At 70.8% G+C, this 16197-nt stretch carries 17 protein-coding genes; 14 read left to right on the top strand and 3 right to left on the bottom strand.

Translation table 11 applies throughout. The features are described 5' to 3' along the window. Positions 1-171: 171 nt before the first annotated feature. The gene (locus tag VGD85_RS04675; RefSeq protein WP_331062279.1) at positions 172-816 is read right to left on the bottom strand and encodes a GntR family transcriptional regulator; all 645 of its coding nucleotides are present in this window, start codon (positions 814-816) and stop codon (positions 172-174) included. A 100-nt stretch (positions 817-916) separates the two neighbouring features. On the opposite strand from VGD85_RS04675, the gene VGD85_RS04680 reads away from it, so the two are divergent. From VGD85_RS04680 to VGD85_RS04715, 8 genes are read left to right on the top strand one after another with little or no spacing between them, the layout of a single operon-like run. Further along, positions 917-2053, top strand: coding sequence for a mandelate racemase/muconate lactonizing enzyme family protein (locus VGD85_RS04680; RefSeq protein ID WP_331062280.1), 1137 nt, complete (start codon positions 917-919; stop codon positions 2051-2053). A gap of 7 nt (positions 2054-2060) precedes the next feature. Beyond that, positions 2061-3005 carry a sugar kinase gene (locus VGD85_RS04685; protein ID WP_331062295.1) on the top strand — a complete coding sequence of 315 codons (945 nt, stop codon included), beginning with the start codon at positions 2061-2063 and terminating at the stop codon, positions 3003-3005. 8 nt (positions 3006-3013) lie between these two features. After that, positions 3014-3676: a bifunctional 4-hydroxy-2-oxoglutarate aldolase/2-dehydro-3-deoxy-phosphogluconate aldolase gene (locus VGD85_RS04690; RefSeq protein ID WP_331062281.1), complete on the top strand. Its 663-nt coding sequence runs from the start codon at positions 3014-3016 to the stop codon at positions 3674-3676. After that, positions 3676-4446, top strand: a complete 771-nt coding sequence (locus VGD85_RS04695; RefSeq protein ID WP_331062282.1) for an SDR family oxidoreductase — start codon at positions 3676-3678, stop codon at positions 4444-4446. The genes VGD85_RS04690 and VGD85_RS04695 overlap by 1 nt, the downstream gene beginning before the upstream one ends. Positions 4447-4501: 55 nt before the next feature. Continuing rightward, a complete protein-coding gene (locus VGD85_RS04700) occupies positions 4502-5593 on the top strand; it encodes a sugar ABC transporter substrate-binding protein (RefSeq protein WP_331062283.1) in 1092 nt (363 codons plus the stop codon). Beyond that, complete coding sequence (locus tag VGD85_RS04705) at positions 5590-6399, top strand: ATP-binding cassette domain-containing protein (RefSeq protein WP_331062284.1); 810 nt, start codon at positions 5590-5592, stop codon at positions 6397-6399. Before VGD85_RS04700 ends, VGD85_RS04705 begins: the two co-directional genes overlap by 4 nt. After that, the gene (locus VGD85_RS04710; RefSeq protein ID WP_331062285.1) at positions 6396-7607 is read left to right on the top strand and encodes a sugar ABC transporter permease; all 1212 of its coding nucleotides are present in this window, start codon (positions 6396-6398) and stop codon (positions 7605-7607) included. The genes VGD85_RS04705 and VGD85_RS04710 overlap by 4 nt, the downstream gene beginning before the upstream one ends. Before the next feature lie 35 nt (positions 7608-7642). Beyond that, positions 7643-8038: a sensory rhodopsin transducer gene (locus VGD85_RS04715; RefSeq protein ID WP_331062286.1), complete on the top strand. Its 396-nt coding sequence runs from the start codon at positions 7643-7645 to the stop codon at positions 8036-8038. Positions 8039-8047: 9 nt separating this feature from the next. Here the strand turns inward: VGD85_RS04715 and VGD85_RS04720 are convergent, their stop codons facing one another. Beyond that, complete coding sequence (locus tag VGD85_RS04720; protein ID WP_331062287.1) at positions 8048-8707, bottom strand: TetR/AcrR family transcriptional regulator; 660 nt, start codon at positions 8705-8707, stop codon at positions 8048-8050. A gap of 65 nt (positions 8708-8772) precedes the next feature. Between VGD85_RS04720 and VGD85_RS04725 the strand changes: the two genes are divergently transcribed. The 3 genes from VGD85_RS04725 to VGD85_RS04735 all read left to right on the top strand — a co-directional run bounded on the left by VGD85_RS04725 (position 8773) and on the right by VGD85_RS04735 (position 12244). Then, a complete protein-coding gene (locus VGD85_RS04725; protein WP_331062288.1) occupies positions 8773-10116 on the top strand; it encodes a cytochrome P450 in 1344 nt (447 codons plus the stop codon). An 8-nt stretch (positions 10117-10124) separates the two neighbouring features. Then, positions 10125-10955 (top strand): SDR family oxidoreductase, encoded by an 831-nt coding sequence (locus tag VGD85_RS04730; protein ID WP_331062289.1) that lies wholly within the window; start codon positions 10125-10127, stop codon positions 10953-10955. A 62-nt stretch (positions 10956-11017) separates the two neighbouring features. After that, positions 11018-12244, top strand: coding sequence for an MFS transporter (locus tag VGD85_RS04735; RefSeq protein WP_331062290.1), 1227 nt, complete (start codon positions 11018-11020; stop codon positions 12242-12244). On the opposite strand, the gene VGD85_RS04740 is transcribed toward VGD85_RS04735, so the two are convergent. Next, positions 12130-13299 (bottom strand): GNAT family N-acetyltransferase, encoded by a 1170-nt coding sequence (locus tag VGD85_RS04740; protein ID WP_331062291.1) that lies wholly within the window; start codon positions 13297-13299, stop codon positions 12130-12132. The two genes, VGD85_RS04735 and VGD85_RS04740, sit on opposite strands and share 115 nt — an antisense overlap. Positions 13300-13387: 88 nt before the next feature. Between VGD85_RS04740 and trpS the strand changes: the two genes are divergently transcribed. Genes trpS through VGD85_RS04755 form a run of 3 tightly spaced genes read left to right on the top strand, consistent with a single transcriptional unit; the run spans position 13388 to position 16041 of the window. After that, complete coding sequence (trpS, locus tag VGD85_RS04745; protein WP_331062292.1) at positions 13388-14446, top strand: tryptophan--tRNA ligase; 1059 nt, start codon at positions 13388-13390, stop codon at positions 14444-14446. Between the two features lie 10 nt (positions 14447-14456). Continuing rightward, the gene (locus VGD85_RS04750) at positions 14457-14981 is read left to right on the top strand and encodes a 2'-5' RNA ligase family protein (RefSeq protein WP_331062293.1); all 525 of its coding nucleotides are present in this window, start codon (positions 14457-14459) and stop codon (positions 14979-14981) included. A gap of 13 nt (positions 14982-14994) precedes the next feature. Next, the gene (locus VGD85_RS04755; protein WP_331062294.1) at positions 14995-16041 is read left to right on the top strand and encodes a YihY/virulence factor BrkB family protein; all 1047 of its coding nucleotides are present in this window, start codon (positions 14995-14997) and stop codon (positions 16039-16041) included. The last annotated feature ends 156 nt before the right edge of the window (positions 16042-16197 follow it).

Consider the following 16197-nt stretch of genomic DNA (forward strand, 5'->3'; position numbering starts at 1 on the left):
GCGTCGGCTCAGCCGTCGAGGCCGAGGAAGCTGCGGCTGGCCGCGTCGTCGATCTCGTCGTCGCGCTCGCTGCGCTTTCGCGCGCCGGTCGGCGGAGGAGGCGCGGACGATCTGGGCGGACCGCGAGCGCCGACACCGGCGACTACGGCCGCCCGACGATGCCTCGGCGGGTCAGGAGCCAGGAACGTCGGTGAGATGCTGGTCGACCGCGATCAGCGCGGTCTCGACGATGCCGGTGCGAAGCGCGGCGAGGTACTTCTCGTGTTGCTCGACCACCTCGTCCAGCGACGCGTGTGAGTCCGCGTCACGGCGGAAGTACGCCCACACGCGCGGCTGGATCATGTCCCAGATCTGGCGGCAGTGCGCCTGGTCGGCTTGTTCGATGATCCGGTCATGAAACTGGATGTCGGCATCGCTGAGAGATCGAGTGTCGCCGGCGGCCGCAGCGCGACGCATGTCCTCCACGATGGCGCCCAACTCATCTAGCTCGTCTGCTCCCATCGTCGGCAGCGCGTGCTTGACCGCGAACCGTTCAAGCGTCATTCGGATCGGGATGAGGATCTCCTCGATCTCCTCCTGGGAGACGCCGAGGACCTGAGTGCCGCGGTACGGGTAGGAGATGAGCAGCCCTTCCTGCTCGAGCTGTCGGAGTGCCTCCCGGAGGGGCGCACGACTCACCTGCAGCTGTTCGGAGAGCTCGAGCTCACGCAGCCGGTCTCCGGGCTTCAGCTGCCCGGTCACGATGGCCTCGCGCAGGATCTGCGCCGCCTGGTGGCGTCTCGAGTCGCCGTTGATCCGAGGGAGGGGAGCGGTCACGGGGCCTGCTTTCGACGGTGGAAACTTCTTGCACTATACCCGTTGACGATTGTCGACAATCGACGATATGTTCCGGGTCACATCGTTGGAAGCGAGGGCTATGAAGATCCGTGAGGTGCGAACGGCCGGTCTGCGGGGGGCAACCCCCCTGGGGGGGTGGACCGAGGAGTTGAGGCCGGACGACGTCGTTCACACGCTTGTCGCGGTGCACACGGACGAGGACGTCGTCGGTCTGGGGAGCGTCTTCACGAGCGAGAACCTGGTCCGCGCGGCGCTCGACGTCATCTCGCCACTGCTGCTCGGTGAGAGCGCGCTCGAGCCGGAGCGGGTCGCCGAGAAGCTCCATCAGAACACCTTCTGGTTGGGCCGGGGCGGGGCGATCACCCACACGATCAGCGGCATCGACACGGCGCTGTGGGACATCCTTGGACAGACCACCGGCCAGCCCGTCGGGCGTCTCCTCGGCGGCCGGTACCGCGACCGGGTCATGCCCTACGCGTCGGTGCTGATGGACGAGCCCGTGCGCATGCGCGCCGAGTTGGAGGCGCTGCGCGAAGCCGGGTTCCGGGCCTACAAGATCGGGTGGGGCCCCTTCGGTCGGGTCGATGCGCAGACCGACGAGGAGATCGTCAGGGCCGCGCGGGAAGCCGTGGGGGCAGACGCACTGCTGGCCGTCGACGCCGGTGGCAGCGACGCACACTGGGCGGGCGACTACAAGTGGGCCCTGCGCACGGCCGCGATGCTGGACCAGTACGACGTGGCGTGGTTCGAAGAGGCCCTCGTCGCCGATGCGCTGGAGGACTTCGTCAGGCTGCGGGACGCCTCTCCCGTGCACATCTCCGGTGGCGAGACCCTGACCCGCCGACAGAGCTTCACGCCGTACCTCCAAGCGCGGGCCTGGGACATCGTGCAGCCGGATGTCACCAAGGTGGGTGGCCTCAGCGAGGCTCGCCGGATCGGGTGGCTCGCGCAGGAGAACGGGGTCAAGCTGATCCCGCACGGCTGGAACACCGTGGTCGGCCTGGCGGCTGACCTCCAGCTCGCCTCGGCGATCCCCGGCACCGATCTGGTCGAGTACCGGACCGGGTCGGCGTACATCGACGAGCTCGGCCAAGCGGATCTCAAGCTCGACCAGGACGGCATGCTCGAGATCCCGGACGTTCCGGGACTCGGTGTCAGCCTCGACGGCGATGCCCTGGCGCGCTACACCGATGGCTCGTCGTTGCTCGATGTCTGAGGCGGCCATGGACCTCGTCACCATCGGAGAGGCACTCGGTGTCTTCGCGCCGATCCCCGACGGCGCGCTGCGACCCGGAGGCACGGCCTCGTTCGCCGTCGGGGGAGCCGAGCTCAACGTGGCGGTCGGGCTCGCGCGGCTGGGGCACCGGGTCAGCTGGGTGGGACGTGTCGGCGACGACGCGGCCGGCCGGGCGATCCGCACGGTGCTGCGCGCGGAGTCCGTGCATGACGAGTGCGTGCGCACCGACCCGGACGCGGCCACTGGGATCTACGTGAAGGAGACCGTGGGCCTGCGCGGGCTGCGGGTCTCGTACCACCGTGCTCACTCTGCGGCCACCCAGATGGAGATCGCGGAGGCTGACTTCGCCTACCTGCTGTCGGGCCGCATCCTGCACCTGACCGGGATCACGCCGGCACTCTCCACCGGCCTCGAAGAGCTCATGCGCGAGCTGCTCGCTCGCGCGACGACCACTGGGGTGACTGTCTCGTTCGATGCCAACATCCGTCACCGGCTCCTCGTCGACCGTGCCCCCGTGGAACTCCTCGAGCCGTTCGTCTCCGCGGCCGACATGGTGTTCCTCTCCGCGAGTGAGGCCGAGGAGCTCCTCGGTATCGAGACCGTCGACGACGCCGTGGATCAGTTCGCCACCTTGCGAGCGAAAGCCCTGGTCGTGCACTGCGCCTCTGGCGCCTATGCAGTGGACCACGGCGGTGTCGAGACCGTCGAGGCGCGCTCCCTCCAAGTGGTGGACCCGGTGGGGGCCGGAGACGCTTTCGTCGCCGGCTACCTCTCCGGGCATCTCCGCGGCTGGTCCACGAGGCAGTGCCTGAGCCTGGCAGAGCTCTGCGCGGCGCACGTCGTCACCGTCGCCGGAGACCACGACGGCTTCCCGACCGAACCCGAGGCGCTGGCAGCCCTTGGCGTCACGGCGTCGCGGGCCGAGCGGTAGGACGGCCGATGAACCCCGTCCTCACCGAACTGCGGCAAGCCGCCGTCATCGCCGTCCTCCGCTCGAGGACAGCCTCGGATGCGATCGAAGTTGCGCGGCTCCTGGTCGAGGCAGGCGTGACCGCTCTGGAGATCACGTTCACGATTCCATCGGCCGACACGGTCATCTCGAGGCTGGTGGACGAGTTGGACGGACGCGTGCTGGTCGGCGCGGGCACCGTCCTGAACACGGCACTGGCCGACGCCGCCCTGGCTGCCGGCGCACAGTTCCTCGTCTCGCCGGGGATGCCGGACGACGCGCAGGCCCTGTCCGATCGGTGCGGCTCCGTCCCGTTCATCCCTGGCGTGCTCACACCGACCGAGCTGATGGGCGCCGTCGCGCGTGGCGCGGAGGCGGTGAAGGTCTTCCCCGCCTCGCTCGTGGGGCCGGGCTATCTGTCCGCGCTGCACGGCCCTTTCCCCGACACGGCCCTGATCCCCACCGGGGGCATCGACGCTGTCCAGGCTCCCGCCTGGATCGCTGCGGGAGCGCTTGCCGTGGGCATCGGTGGCAGCTTGAGCCCGCGCACCCTCACGTCGGATGCCGATCGGGTCGCGCTCTTGGATCGTGCCCGAGCACTTGTCACCAGCACCGGCGCGGCGAGAGCCGCGTACACACGAGGAGGGAACTGATGGCCGAGCAACACATCGTGGTCACAGGAGGCGGTTCAGGCATCGGACGTGCCACGGCGGTCCTGGCCGCCGCATCCGGAGCCCGGGTCTCGGTGCTCGACCGCGACCACGAGGCCGCCCAGCGGACGGTGCAGGCAGCCGCGGCCGGTGCTGCACACGCGTACCCGTGCGACGTCACCGACGGCACCACCCTGCGCACGGTCCTCGACGCCGCGGAGCGGGCGTCAGGACCGATCACGGGGCTGGTCGCCGCCGCCGGTGTCGACCGTGGCGGTCCCGCCCACCAGTTGCCCGAGGAGGTCTGGCGCGAGGTGGTCGACGTCAATCTGACCGGCGCCTTCCTCGCAGCGCGGGACGTGCTGCGCCGGATGGTCGAGGCCGGAACACCAGGCGCGCTGGTGCTGTGCTCCTCTCCAGCTGCCTTCGTCGGATTCGCGGCGGGTGGGGCCTCAGCCTACGCGGCGTCCAAGGGCGGGGTCAGCGCGCTGACCCGGTCCATGGCCGTCGACTATGCCGCCTACGGCATCCGGGTTAACGCCGTGGTCCCCGGATCCACCGAGACGCCCCTGATGTGGGCGGCCGTCGCCCCGGCGGACCGCGACGCGATGCGCAAGCAGGTCGAGCGCGAGATCCCCCTGGGTCGCCTCGCCGACCCGACGGAGCCGGCCCGGGCCGCGCTCTGGCTCCTCGGCCAGGAATCGAGCTACGTCACCGGCTCTCACCTCGTCTGCGACGGCGGGGTGCTGGCCAAGGCGTCGATCAGCGTCTGAGCTCCAACCGTTCTCGGATCCCACCACCGCACCACCAACCGAACGGAGAACACCCATGAAGCGCAATCGAATGACAGCAGTGTGTCTGGCGGCAGCATCGCTCCTCCTCGTGAGCGCGTGTGGCGGATCCGGTGATGGCACATCCAGTGCGCAGGGCCAGCCGAGCGCCTCCGGGAAGGTCGCCTTCCTGCTCCCGGAGTCCAAGACCGCCCAGTACGAGACACAGGACCGGCCGTGGTTCTTCAAGAACATGGAGCAGCTCTGCCCCGACTGCGAGGTCCTGTACAGCAATGCCGAGCAGGACGCCCAGCGGCAGCAGCAGCAGGCGGAGGCGGCCCTGGTGAACGGCGCGAAGGTCCTCGTGCTCGACCCGGTGGACTCGAAGTCGGCAGCCGCCATCGCGGCCCAGGCGCACAGCCGCAACGTGCCCGTAATCGCCTATGACCGTCTCATCCTCGACGCCGATATCGATTACTACGTGTCGTTCGACAACGAGGCGGTCGGGGCTCTCCAAGGGAAGTGGCTGGTAGAGAACACCGAGCCCGCCTCCACGATCGTGATGATCAACGGCTCGCCCACGGACAACAACGCCGGTCTGTTCAAGAGCGGTGCCCACCAGCAGATCGACGCGAGTGACCTGGTGATCGGCCGCGAGTACGACACGCCGGACTGGAGCCCGGACAAGGCCCAGCGTGAGATGGAGCAGGCGATCACCGCCCTCGGTGCAAGCGCGATCGGCGGTGTCTACGCAGCCAACGACGGAACCGCCGGCGGCGCGATCGCTGCCATGGTGGCTGCCGGCGTGAACCCACTGCCCCCGGTCACCGGTCAGGACGCCGAGGTGGCCGGACTGCAGCGGATCCTCGTGGGCACGCAGGGGATGACTGTGTACCGGTCCATCAAGCAGCAGAGCATGGCCGCCGTCCAGCTCGCAGTCGCCCTTCTGCGTGGGGAGGAGCCACCCGCTGACCTCGAGTTCACCGAGGTCGACAACGGCTTCGAGCAGGTGCCCTCGGTGCTGTTCACCCCCGTCGCCGTCACCAAGGACAACCTGGCCGAGACCGTCGTCGCGGACGGGTACTGGACGGCCGAGGACATCTGCACCGCGGAGTATGCGGATGCCTGCGACCAAGCGGGGATCAAGTGACGCCGGCCGCCGCGCTCGCGAACGACCGCCAGGCGCCGGGCACCGGCAGCTACCTCCGGCTGACCGGCGCCAGCAAGAGTTACGGGGCGGTGCGGGCTCTCGACGGCGTGGATCTCGAGTTGCGCGCCGGCGAGGTCACGGCCCTCGTGGGTGACAACGGGGCGGGCAAGTCGACCCTGGTCAAGGCCCTCGCGGGGGTGCACGCACTCGACACGGGTGACTTCGTGATCGATGGCAGACCCACCACGATCGCGAGCCCCCATGACGCCGTCGCCCAGGGGATCGCCACGGTCTACCAGGACCTCGCCCTGTGCGAGAACCTGGATGTGGTCGCCAACCTCTACCTGGGCCAGGAGCCACGAAACGGCCGGGGTCGACTCCTCGATGAGGAGGAGATGGAGTCCAACGCCCGCCGGCTGTTGGACGAGCTGGCGGTGCGGACCCTTGCCTCGGTGCGCACGGCCGTCGCCGCACTCTCCGGCGGTCAACGTCAGACGGTGGCCATCGCCAGGGCTCTGATCGGGACGCCGCGGGTCATGCTGCTCGACGAGCCCACCGCGGCGCTGGGGGTCGCCCAGACCGCCCAGGTGCTCGAGCTGATCCGCCGGTTGCGCGACCGGGGCATCGCGGTGCTGGTGATCAGCCACAACCTCGGTGACGTCTTCAAGGTTGCGGACCGGGCCGTCGTCCTCCGGCTCGGCGCCCTCGCGGGCGAGTACCGGATCGCAGCCACCAATCAGGACGAGATCGTTGCGGCCATCACGGGAGCCGACGTCCGCAATCAGAACGAACGGAACCACGCATGACTGCCATCTCCGCCGGCGCGACCGGACGACTTCGTGCCTGGACGTCCACAGTGGCCGCGGGGCGCGGCAGGTCGAACGACCTGAGCTTCCTGCCGGTCCTCGCCGCGCTGGCGATCATCTGGCTCGTGTTCGGGACGATGAACGAGAACTTCATCAGTCCGGCCAACCTGACCAACCTCACGCTCCAGATCGCGGCCACGGGGACCATCGCGGTCGGTGTGGTCCTCGTCCTGCTGATCGGCGAGATCGACCTGTCGGTCGGCGCCCTCAGCGGATTCGCTGCCGGGGTGATGGCGGTGCTCAACGTGCGCGCCGGCGTTCCGGGCCTGGTGGCCATCCTGGCCGCCGTCGCTCTCGGCGTCGCCGTCGGCGTGTTCAACGGCTTGTGGATCACCCGCACCGCGGTGCCGTCCTTCGTCGTCACGCTAGCTGGTCTGCTCGCCTGGCAGGGAGCACTCCTCGCGGTCCTGGGCGGAACCGGAACCCTCAACATCACCGACCCCGGCATCACGCGTCTGGCACAGGGCTTCCTGCCTGCCTGGCTCAGCTGGGTCGTCCTGGTCGTCGTCATCCTCGCCGTGGCCGCCGGGTCCGTCCGCCAGCGCCAGCGCAGGATCGCCAAGGGACTGGGCGTGCCGAGCCCGGCGTGGACGCTGTTGCGGGTCGCGATCGCGGCGGGCGTCGGCAGTGGCGCCGTCGCCGTTCTCAACTCCGACCGCGGAGTGCCCTACGCGCTGGTGCTGCTGCTCGGCCTGATCGTCGTCTTCGACACAATGATCCGGCGTACCCGCCTCGGCCGCCACATCATGTCGGTAGGTGGCAATGCGGAAGCAGCGCGACGAGCCGGCATCAATGTCAACGGTGTCCGCGTGTTCGTCTTCGCTGCGGCCGGTGGCGCCGCCGCGCTCGGCGGCGTCGTCGCGGCGTCCCGGCTGTTCGCGGTGAACCAGAGCTCTGGTTCCGGTGATCTGCTGCTGAACGCCATCGCTGCAGCCGTCATCGGTGGAACCAGCCTGTTCGGAGGGCGTGGCAGCGTCTGGGCCGCCCTTCTGGGGGCCCTCGTCATCGGCTCGATCTCGAACGGGATGGACCTGCTCGGCTATGTCACCTCCGTGAAGTTCCTGGTCACCGGAGCCGTGCTGCTGCTGTCCGTCACCGTCGATGCCCGGGCCCGTGAACGCCGCCGCAGGGCCGGCGGGCCCGCCTGACAGCCCACACACCTGACGCCAGACGGAGCAGACGAATGATCGACATCCCATCCCGCCGAGCACCGATCGGGGCGACCACCTGGGTCATCGCCGATGGTTGGATCCCGCCGACCAGCACCGGGCCCGAGCCCGAGATGACCAGCCACGACACCGTGTGCATCCTGAACGCGTCGGATGGCGACGCGACTGTCTCGGTCGACATCTACTTCGTCGACCGGGAGCCTGCCGGCCCGTACGTGCTCGACGTTCCGGCCCGGCGGGCGTTGCACCAGCGGATCAACGACCTCAGCGATCCGGAACCCGTTCCAGTGGGCGTTGACTTCTCCTGCGTTATCCGCAGCGACATCCCCGTCGTCGTCCAGCAGACCAGGCTCGACAGCCGCCAGGCAGCGAACGCACTCATGTCCACGATCGCCTACCCGGTGAGTTGACAGGGCGGCTCAGCCGTAGAGGCCGAGGAAGCTGCGGCTGGCCGCGTCGACGATCTCGTCCGGGGTGGCCTCGAGCGAGCCGTTGAGCCAGCGCGCGATCAGCTCGGCCATGCCGCCGATGAACAACGCGCCCGCGATCTCGTCGTCGTGCTCGCTGCGCTCGCGGTCCGCCCAGATCGTCCGGGCCTCCTCCGCCGACCGGCGTGCGAAGTGGTGCAACAGCTCGGTACGCCGGTGCCGCAGTGCGGGCATCGCCCCCGCCTCGATGATCGCGACCCGGCCCTTGCGCGGCTCCTCCACGAGCAGCTCGACGAACGCCCGCACCGAGGCCAGGACCCGGGCGGTCGGGTCGTCGCCGGCGGCCTCGGACGCGGCGGTCGAGCGCTCCTCGATCTCGACCGCGATCGCGTCGAGCACCGCGGTCAGCGCCTCGTCGAGGTTGCGGAAGCTCTCGTAGAAGTACCGCTCGGTGAGCCCGGCCTCGGCGCAGATCCGGGTCATCGTCGTGCTCGTCGAGGCGTCGGCCCAGACGGCGAGCGTCGCCGCCATCAGCCGGCTGCGGCGCTCCGCGACGCGCTCCTCGGCGGGCACGCCGCGGTACACCCCTGACTGCACCGCCATGCCGCCCACCTTCTCACGCCGCTCGGTCTCGGCCGCCGACCCGGACATTGACAGGGCATCCTTCCTGAATCATCGTGGGACGTGACCCCGATCACTCGGACTCAGGAGGGGCGATGACGAACCAGACGGTCCTCGAGGTGCCGCGCCAGCTCAGGAGCGACCGGGGCCTCCCCGTGGTGGGCAGGTTCTTCGACTACACCCGCGACCCGCTCGGCTTCTTCCGCCACCAGTGGGAGACCTATGGCCCGGTGTCGCCGTTCGCCTCCCCGCTCGACAAGGCGGTCGTCCTGCTCGGGCCCGATGCCTGCGAGCAGGCACTGCGCAACAAGGACAAGGCCTTCGTCAACGAGCCGGCCTGGGGCCGGATCGTCGGGCCGTTCTTCCACCGCGGCCTGATGCTGCTCGACCTCGACGAGCACCACGCCCACCGGCGGATCATGCAGGAGGCGTTCACGCGCGACCGGCTCACGGCGTACGCCGCGCGGATGCACCCCGCGATCGCCGCCGGCACGGCTGACTGGGACACCGACCCCCGGTTCCGGTCCTACCCGGCCCTCAAGCAGCTCACGCTCGACATCGCCGCCGACATCTTCATGGGCGGCGCCGCCGACACCAGCCGGGCGGAGATGGACCGGGTCAACCGCGCCTTCATCACCTGCGTGCAGGCCGCGGCGGGCATCGTGCGCGCCGACGTGCCGTTCACCCGCTGGGGTCGCGCCTTCCGCGCCCGGCGGGTGCTCGAGGAGTTCCTGCGCCACTACCTGCCCGCCAAGCGCGCGACCCGCACCGACGACATCTTCTCGGTGCTGTGCCACATCGAGACCGAGGACGGCGCGCGGTTCAGCGACGACGACGTCGTCAACCACATGATCTTCTTGATGATGGCGGCGCACGACACCTCCACGATCACGACCTCGACGATCCTCCAGCTGCTCGGCCAGCACCCGCAGTGGCAGGAGCGCTGTCGTGCCGAGGCGCTCGCGCTCGGCCCGGAGCCGACGCTGGCCGAGCTCGAGGGCCTCGAGGCGCTCGACTGGGTGATGAGGGAGGCGCTGCGGCTGCACGCGCCGGTGCCCGTCCTGGTGCGGCGCACCGTGAAGGACACCGTGGTCGAGGGCTACCGGATCCCCGCCGGCACCGACGTCGTCGTCGGCGTGCAGTTCTCCCACGTGATGGAGGACTACTGGACCGACCCCTTGACGTTCGACCCCGAACGGTTCTCGCCCGCGCGCCGCGAGGACCGGTCGCACCGCTACGCCTGGGAGCCGTTCGGCGGCGGGGTGCACAAGTGCATCGGGCTCTACTTCGCCGGCATGGAGGTCAAGGCGATCGTGCACCGGTTGCTGCGCCACTACCGGTGGAGCGTCGACCCGGCGTACGTCCCGCCGTTCGACAACCACTCGCTGCCGTTCCCCAAGGACGGCCAGCCGATCGACCTCGTCCGCACCAGGAAGTGAGCCCCACCATGGCCCGTCAGATCTCCGGCATGTCCATCATCGTCACCGGCGGCGCCCGCGGCATCGGGAGGGCCACCGTCGAGCGCTTCGCCCGGCAGGGCGCCTCGGTCGCGATCGGCGACCTCGACCCCGAGCTGGCCGCGGAGGTCGCGGAGGCGTACGGCGACCGCGTGGTCGCCGCTCGCCTCGACGTCACCGACCCGGCCTCGTGGCGGGAGTTCCTCGCCGAGGTCGACCACCTCGGGCCGTGGGACGTGCTGGTCAACAACGCCGGCATCATGCCGCTCGGCTCGGTGCTCAAGGAGCCCGACGCGGTGACCCGCGCGATCTTCGACGTCAACGTGCACGGCCCGATCAACGGCACCAAGGCGGTCGCGCCGGGGATGGCCGAGCGCGGCCACGGCCACATCGTCAACGTCGCCTCGGCGGTCGGGCGGCTCGCGGTCGCCGACGGCGCGTCCTACTCCGCCTCGAAGTTCGCGGTGGTCGGCTTCAGCGAGGCGATCCGCGCCGAGCTCGCGCCGCTCGGCATCGACGTGTCGCTCGTGCTGCCGACCGTGGTGCAGACCGAGCTCGCCTCCGGCGTGCCCGCGGCCAAGGGCGTGCCGCCGGTGACGGCGGACGACGTCGCGGCGGTGATCGAGGGCGTGGTGCGCAAGCCGAAGGCGGAGGTCTGGGTGCCGCGCTGGGTGCAGGCGCCCACCAAGACCATCCAGGCGCTGCCGCGGCGGGTCCAGGACGCGATGGCCAAGGCGATGGGCGCCGACGACGTGCTCGCCCAGGCCGACCCGGCCGCGCGTGCGGCGTACGAGCAGCGGGCGCGACGCGGCGCGGAATAGGCGTCACGGGTCGTCCGGTTGGAGACTGGCAGTGCCACGTCGACAGGAAGGCCCGCCCGCCCATGACCACGACCGCGCCCAGCGCGGGGACCGCCCCGAGCAGCACGCGGGCCTCGCACTTCACCCTCGCGGTGCTGGCGCTGGCGCTGGGTGGCTTCGCGATCGGCACCACCGAGTTCGTGACGATGGGCCTGCTGCCGCAGATCGCCGACGGGGTCGACGTGTCGATCCCGAGCGCCGGGCACGTGATCTCGGCGTACGCACTCGGCGTGGTGGTGGGGGCGCCGCTGATCGCGATCCTCGGCGCCCGGCTGCCGCGTCGTGCCCTGCTGATCGGCCTGATGGCGGCGTACGCGGCCTTCAACCTGCTCAGCGCCGCCGCGACGGGCTACGGCGTGCTGTTCGTCGCCCGCTTCCTCGACGGGCTGCCGCACGGCGCTTACTTCGGCGTCGCGTCGCTGGTGGCGGCCGGCCTCGCACCGCCGTCGCGGCGGGGCCGGGCGGTCGCGTCGGTGATGCTCGGCCTCTCGGTGGCCAACGTGGTCGGGGTGCCCGCCGCGACCTGGCTGGGCCAGCAGGCGGGCTGGCGGGCGGCGTACGCCGCGACCGCGGCGCTCTCGATCGCGACGATCGCGATGATCCTGCTGTTCGTGCCCTCGTCGCCCGGTGACCCCGGGGCGACCGGGCGACGCGAGATGCTGTTCTTCCGCAACGCCCAGGCGCTGATGACGCTGCTCGCCGGCGCCGTGGGCTTCGGCGGCCTGTTCGCGGTCTACTCCTACATCGCGCCGACGGTGACCGAGGTCGGCGGGCTCTCGGAGTCCGCCGTGCCGGTGTTCACCGCCGGGTTCGGCGTCGGGATGGTCGCCGGCACCTGGCTGGCCGGCCGGCTGGCGGAGTGGTCGGTGTTCCGGACGCTCATCTGGTCCGGGGCCGGGTCCGGTGTCGTGATGCTGGTCGTCTGGGCGGCCGCGCCCCACGGCTGGCTGCTGCTGCCGGCGGTGTTCCTGGTGACCGCGGTCGGCTCGGTGCTGGTCATCAACCTCCAGCTGCGGATGATGGCGGTCTCCGGCGAGGCTCAGACGCTCGGCGCCGCGATGAACCACGCCTCGCTCAACCTCGCCAACGCCCTCGGCGCCTGGCTCGGCGGCCTGGTGATCGCGGCCGGCTACGGCTACCGCTCGCCGGCGCTGGTCGGCGGCGCGCTCTCGGTCGTCGGCGTGGCCGTGCTGCTGTGGTCGGCGTCCCTCGACCGGGCCTCGGCCCACTCGGCGCGCAGCAGGTCGTAGCCGACGAGGTCGGCCGGGGCGCCATCGCCGGTGTGGGTGGCCCCACGCTGGACGCCGATGCGCTGCATGCCCAGGCGTTCGAGCACCCGCCACGAGGCGCGGTTGCCGGCGGCGGCGTAGCCGGAGAGCCGCGGCAGCTCCAGCACGTCGAAGCCGTAGCCGATCGCGAGCCGTGCGGCCTTGACCGTGAGCCTGCGCCCGCGCGCGTCGGGGTGGGTCCAGTAGCCGATCTCGGGCTCGCCGCCGGAGAGCCGGTGCAGCCCCACCACGCCGAGCAGCAGGTCGTCCTCCTCGGCGCACCACGCCCAGGTGACGGTGTGGTTGGTCGCGAGCCGCTCGGTCACCTGCTCGACGTAGCGCCGGCCGTCCTCCTCGTCGAAGCCGCGCGGGAAGAACGACAGCCAGAACTGGGTGTCGGCGTGGCCGATGCCCTCCACGATCCGAGGCACGTCGGCGTCGGTGAACGGGCGCAGCCGGATGCCGTCGCCCTCGAGGACCGGGTTGTCGAGCCAGGTCGTCCGCGGCTCGCGGGGGTCGTCGCGCAGCAGTGTCCCGACCCAGCTGTCGAGCAGCTGCCCGCGCTGGGGGTTCCACCGGCGCAGGAGGCCGTCGTAGGAGAAGCCCAGCCGCCAGGCGACCTTGCGGGAGGCCCAGTTGCCGACGTGGGCGTACCAGATCACCGTCTGGATCCCGCGCTCCTCGAAGCCCCACGCCAGCAGCAGCCGCAGCGCGCGCTCGACGACGCCGCTGCCGCGCACGGCCGGGTGGGACCCGTAGGCGATCTCGGCCCGGCCGTCGCCCTCGTTGCGCAGCGACACGGTGCCGGCGTACCGCCCGTCGTGCTCGACCGCGAAGATCCACTCGGCATCCGAGACCCAGCGCGACGGGCAGAACTCCTCGACGAAGGAGCGGGCGTCGGCCATCGAGTACGGCACCGGCACCGTCGTCCACCGCTGAGAGGACGGGTCCTGGCACTGCTCGAACGTTCCCTGCGCGTCGTCGGGCCGGTGCGCCCGGAGGGTGACGACGCCGTCGGTCAGGGTCGGGGCTGGCATGCGCGAACCCTCCCAAGGCCCGCGGGGCGACGGCAAACCGATAACCCCGTTTCGGGTCCTGGCGTGGCGATGGGAGAGAATGGCGGCCATGTCCACGACGACCGCCCCCGAGGTCTCGGCAGCCGCGCAGGGTGGCGCCACCGCCCGCCCGCGGGTGCTCTCCGGCATCCAGCCGACGGCCGACTCGTTCCACTTCGGCAACTACCTCGGCGCGCTGCGGCAGTGGGTGGACCTGCAAGAGGAGTACCAGCCGTTCTTCTTCATCGCCGACCTGCACGCGATCACCGTCGAGCAGGACCCGAAGGTGCTCCGCGAGCGGACGCTGCGCGCTGCCGCCCAGCTGATCGCGATGGGCATCTCGCCGGAGCGGTCCGCGATCTTCGTGCAGTCCCAGGTGCCCGAGCACGCCCAGCTCGGCTGGGTGCTGCAGTGCCTGACCGGCTTCGGCGAGGCGCGCCGGATGACGCAGTTCAAGGACAAGTCGGCCAAGGGTGGCGAGGGCGCCGCGAGCGTCGGGCTGTTCACCTACCCGATCCTCCAGGCGGCCGACATCCTGCTCTACCGGCCGCACTACGTGCCGGTCGGTGAGGACCAGCGCCAGCACCTGGAGCTGACCCGCGACCTCGCCCAGCGGTTCAACAGCCGCTACAAGAAGACCTTCCGGCTGCCCGAGCCTTACATCCTCAAGGCGACCGCGAAGATCACCGACCTCCAGGACCCGACCGCGAAGATGTCCAAGTCGGCCTCGTCGCCGTCCGGCATCGTCGAGATGCTCGACGACCCCAAGGTCTCGGCGAAGAAGATCCGCTCGGCGGTCACCGACTCGGGCTCGGAGATCCGGTTCGACGCCGAGAACAAGCCCGGCGTCAGCAACCTGCTGACGATCTACTCCTCGCTCACCGGGCGCTCGATCGCCGATCTCGAGGCGGACTACGCCGGGCGCGGGTACGGCGACCTCAAGAAGGACCTGGCCGAGGTCGTGATCGACTTCGTGACGCCGTTCCGTGAGCGCACGCTCGAGCTCCTCGACGACCAGACCTACCTCACCGACGTGCTGCGCCGGGGCGCCGAGCAGGCAGGCGCCGTCGCGGCGGCCACGCTGCGCGACGTCTACCAGCGGGTCGGCTTCGCCGCGGCGGGCCAGTAGGGTCATCGGCGTGGCGACGATTGGCGTAGCGGTCGCGATCCCCGAGCCCTGGGCCTCCGAGCTCCAGGACTACCGGAAGGCTGTCGGCGACCACACCGCGGCGATGATCCCGACCCACATCACCCTGGTGCCGCCCACCGAGATCGAGCCCGACCAGGTCGCCGACGTGGAGCGGCACCTCGAGGAGGTCGCGGCCGGCGCCACCCGGTTCCGCGTGCACCTGCGCGGCACCGGGACGTTCCGGCCCGTGTCCCCGGTGGTGTTCGTGACGCTCGTGGAGGGCATCTCCCGGTGCGAGCAGCTCGCCAAGGCGCTGCGCCGGGGGCCGCTCGCGGTCGAGCTGCAGTACCCGTACCACCCGCACGTGACGATCGCCCACCACCTCGACGACGCTCAGCTCGACCAGGCGTTCGAGGAGCTCGCCGGGTTCGAGTGCACCTTCGAGGCGGAGCGCTTCCACCTCTACATGCACGACGACGTCTCCGGGTGGCGCCCGACCCGCGACTTCCCGCTCCAGGCGCCCCCGGTGTCCTGACGGGCTCACGCTGATGACGTCGGTCCGAGAGCGCATCGGGGCGCGCGTGACCGAGGTACGGCGGCGCCGCCCGCTCGTCGACCACGTGGTCCGGATGCAGGAGCACTACGGCGCCGTCAAGGCCGGCCAGCAGGCCGGCGCGGTGACCTACTTCGCCTTCTTGTCGTTCTTCCCGATCCTCGCGCTCTCGTTCTTCGTGGTCGGCTGGATCTCCCAGGTCTACGACGGCGCCGACGGGGACCTGCGCGACGCGATCAACTCGATCCTGCCCGGCATCATCGGCCCCGACGACGACCAGCTCTCGCTGGAGGACATCCGGACGTTCTCCGGCTGGGCCGGACTCATCGGCCTGGCCGGCGTCCTCTACTCCGGGCTCGGCTGGGTGTCGGCGCTGCGCGACGCACTGGTCGTCGTGTTCGAGATGCCCGCGCGGGAGCTGCCCGGGTTCGTCGCCGGCAAGCTCCGCGACCTCGTCACGCTGGCCGCGCTCGGGTTCGTGCTGCTGGTCGCCGTCGCCGTCACCGGCTTCGTGAGCGGCTTCTCCGGGGACGTCGTGGGTTGGTTCGGCGGCGGAGCGGAGCGGGGCTGGATCGTCACTCTCGTGACGATCGGCTTCGGCCTCGCCGCCAACGCGCTGCTGTTCTTCTTGATGTTCCGGCTGCTCGCCGAGCCGCACACGCCGACCGGGTCGCTGTGGCGCGGCGCGGCGTTCGGGGCGGTGGCCTTCGAGGTGCTCAAGCAGGTGTCGAAGTACCTTCTCGAGGCGACGAAGGGGCAGCCGGCGTTCCAGGCGTTCGGGATCGCGCTGATCCTGCTGGTCTGGATGAACTACTTCTCGCGGGTGGTCCTGTACGCCGCGGCGTTCGCGCACACCACGCCCGAGGCGCGGGCGGCCAGGTGGGTCGAGGACGCACCGCCGGTGCAGGGCCCGCCGTCGCCGCCCGTCGCCGCGCGTGCGGAGCCCGGGAGCAGCCGCAGCAGGCTGGCGGCGTACGTCGCCGGCGCGGTGAGCGCGGCGGGGATCGCGGCCGCGCTGCGGGTCCGGTCCAGACGGCGCTGACCAGGCCGCCGCCGGCCCGCAACCAAACGCCACGTTCGGGCGTCTCAGTGCGTAGCATCCCCAGTAGGTCCGGTCCCGGAGGTCTGCCATGAGTCGTCGACGTCGAACTGCTCGCTCGAAGGCGCTGCGGCTCCGGGTGGCGCGAGCCAAGGACCA

It is taken from the genome of Nocardioides sp., assembly GCF_036401255.1.
Lineage (GTDB): Bacteria > Actinomycetota > Actinomycetes > Propionibacteriales > Nocardioidaceae > Nocardioides.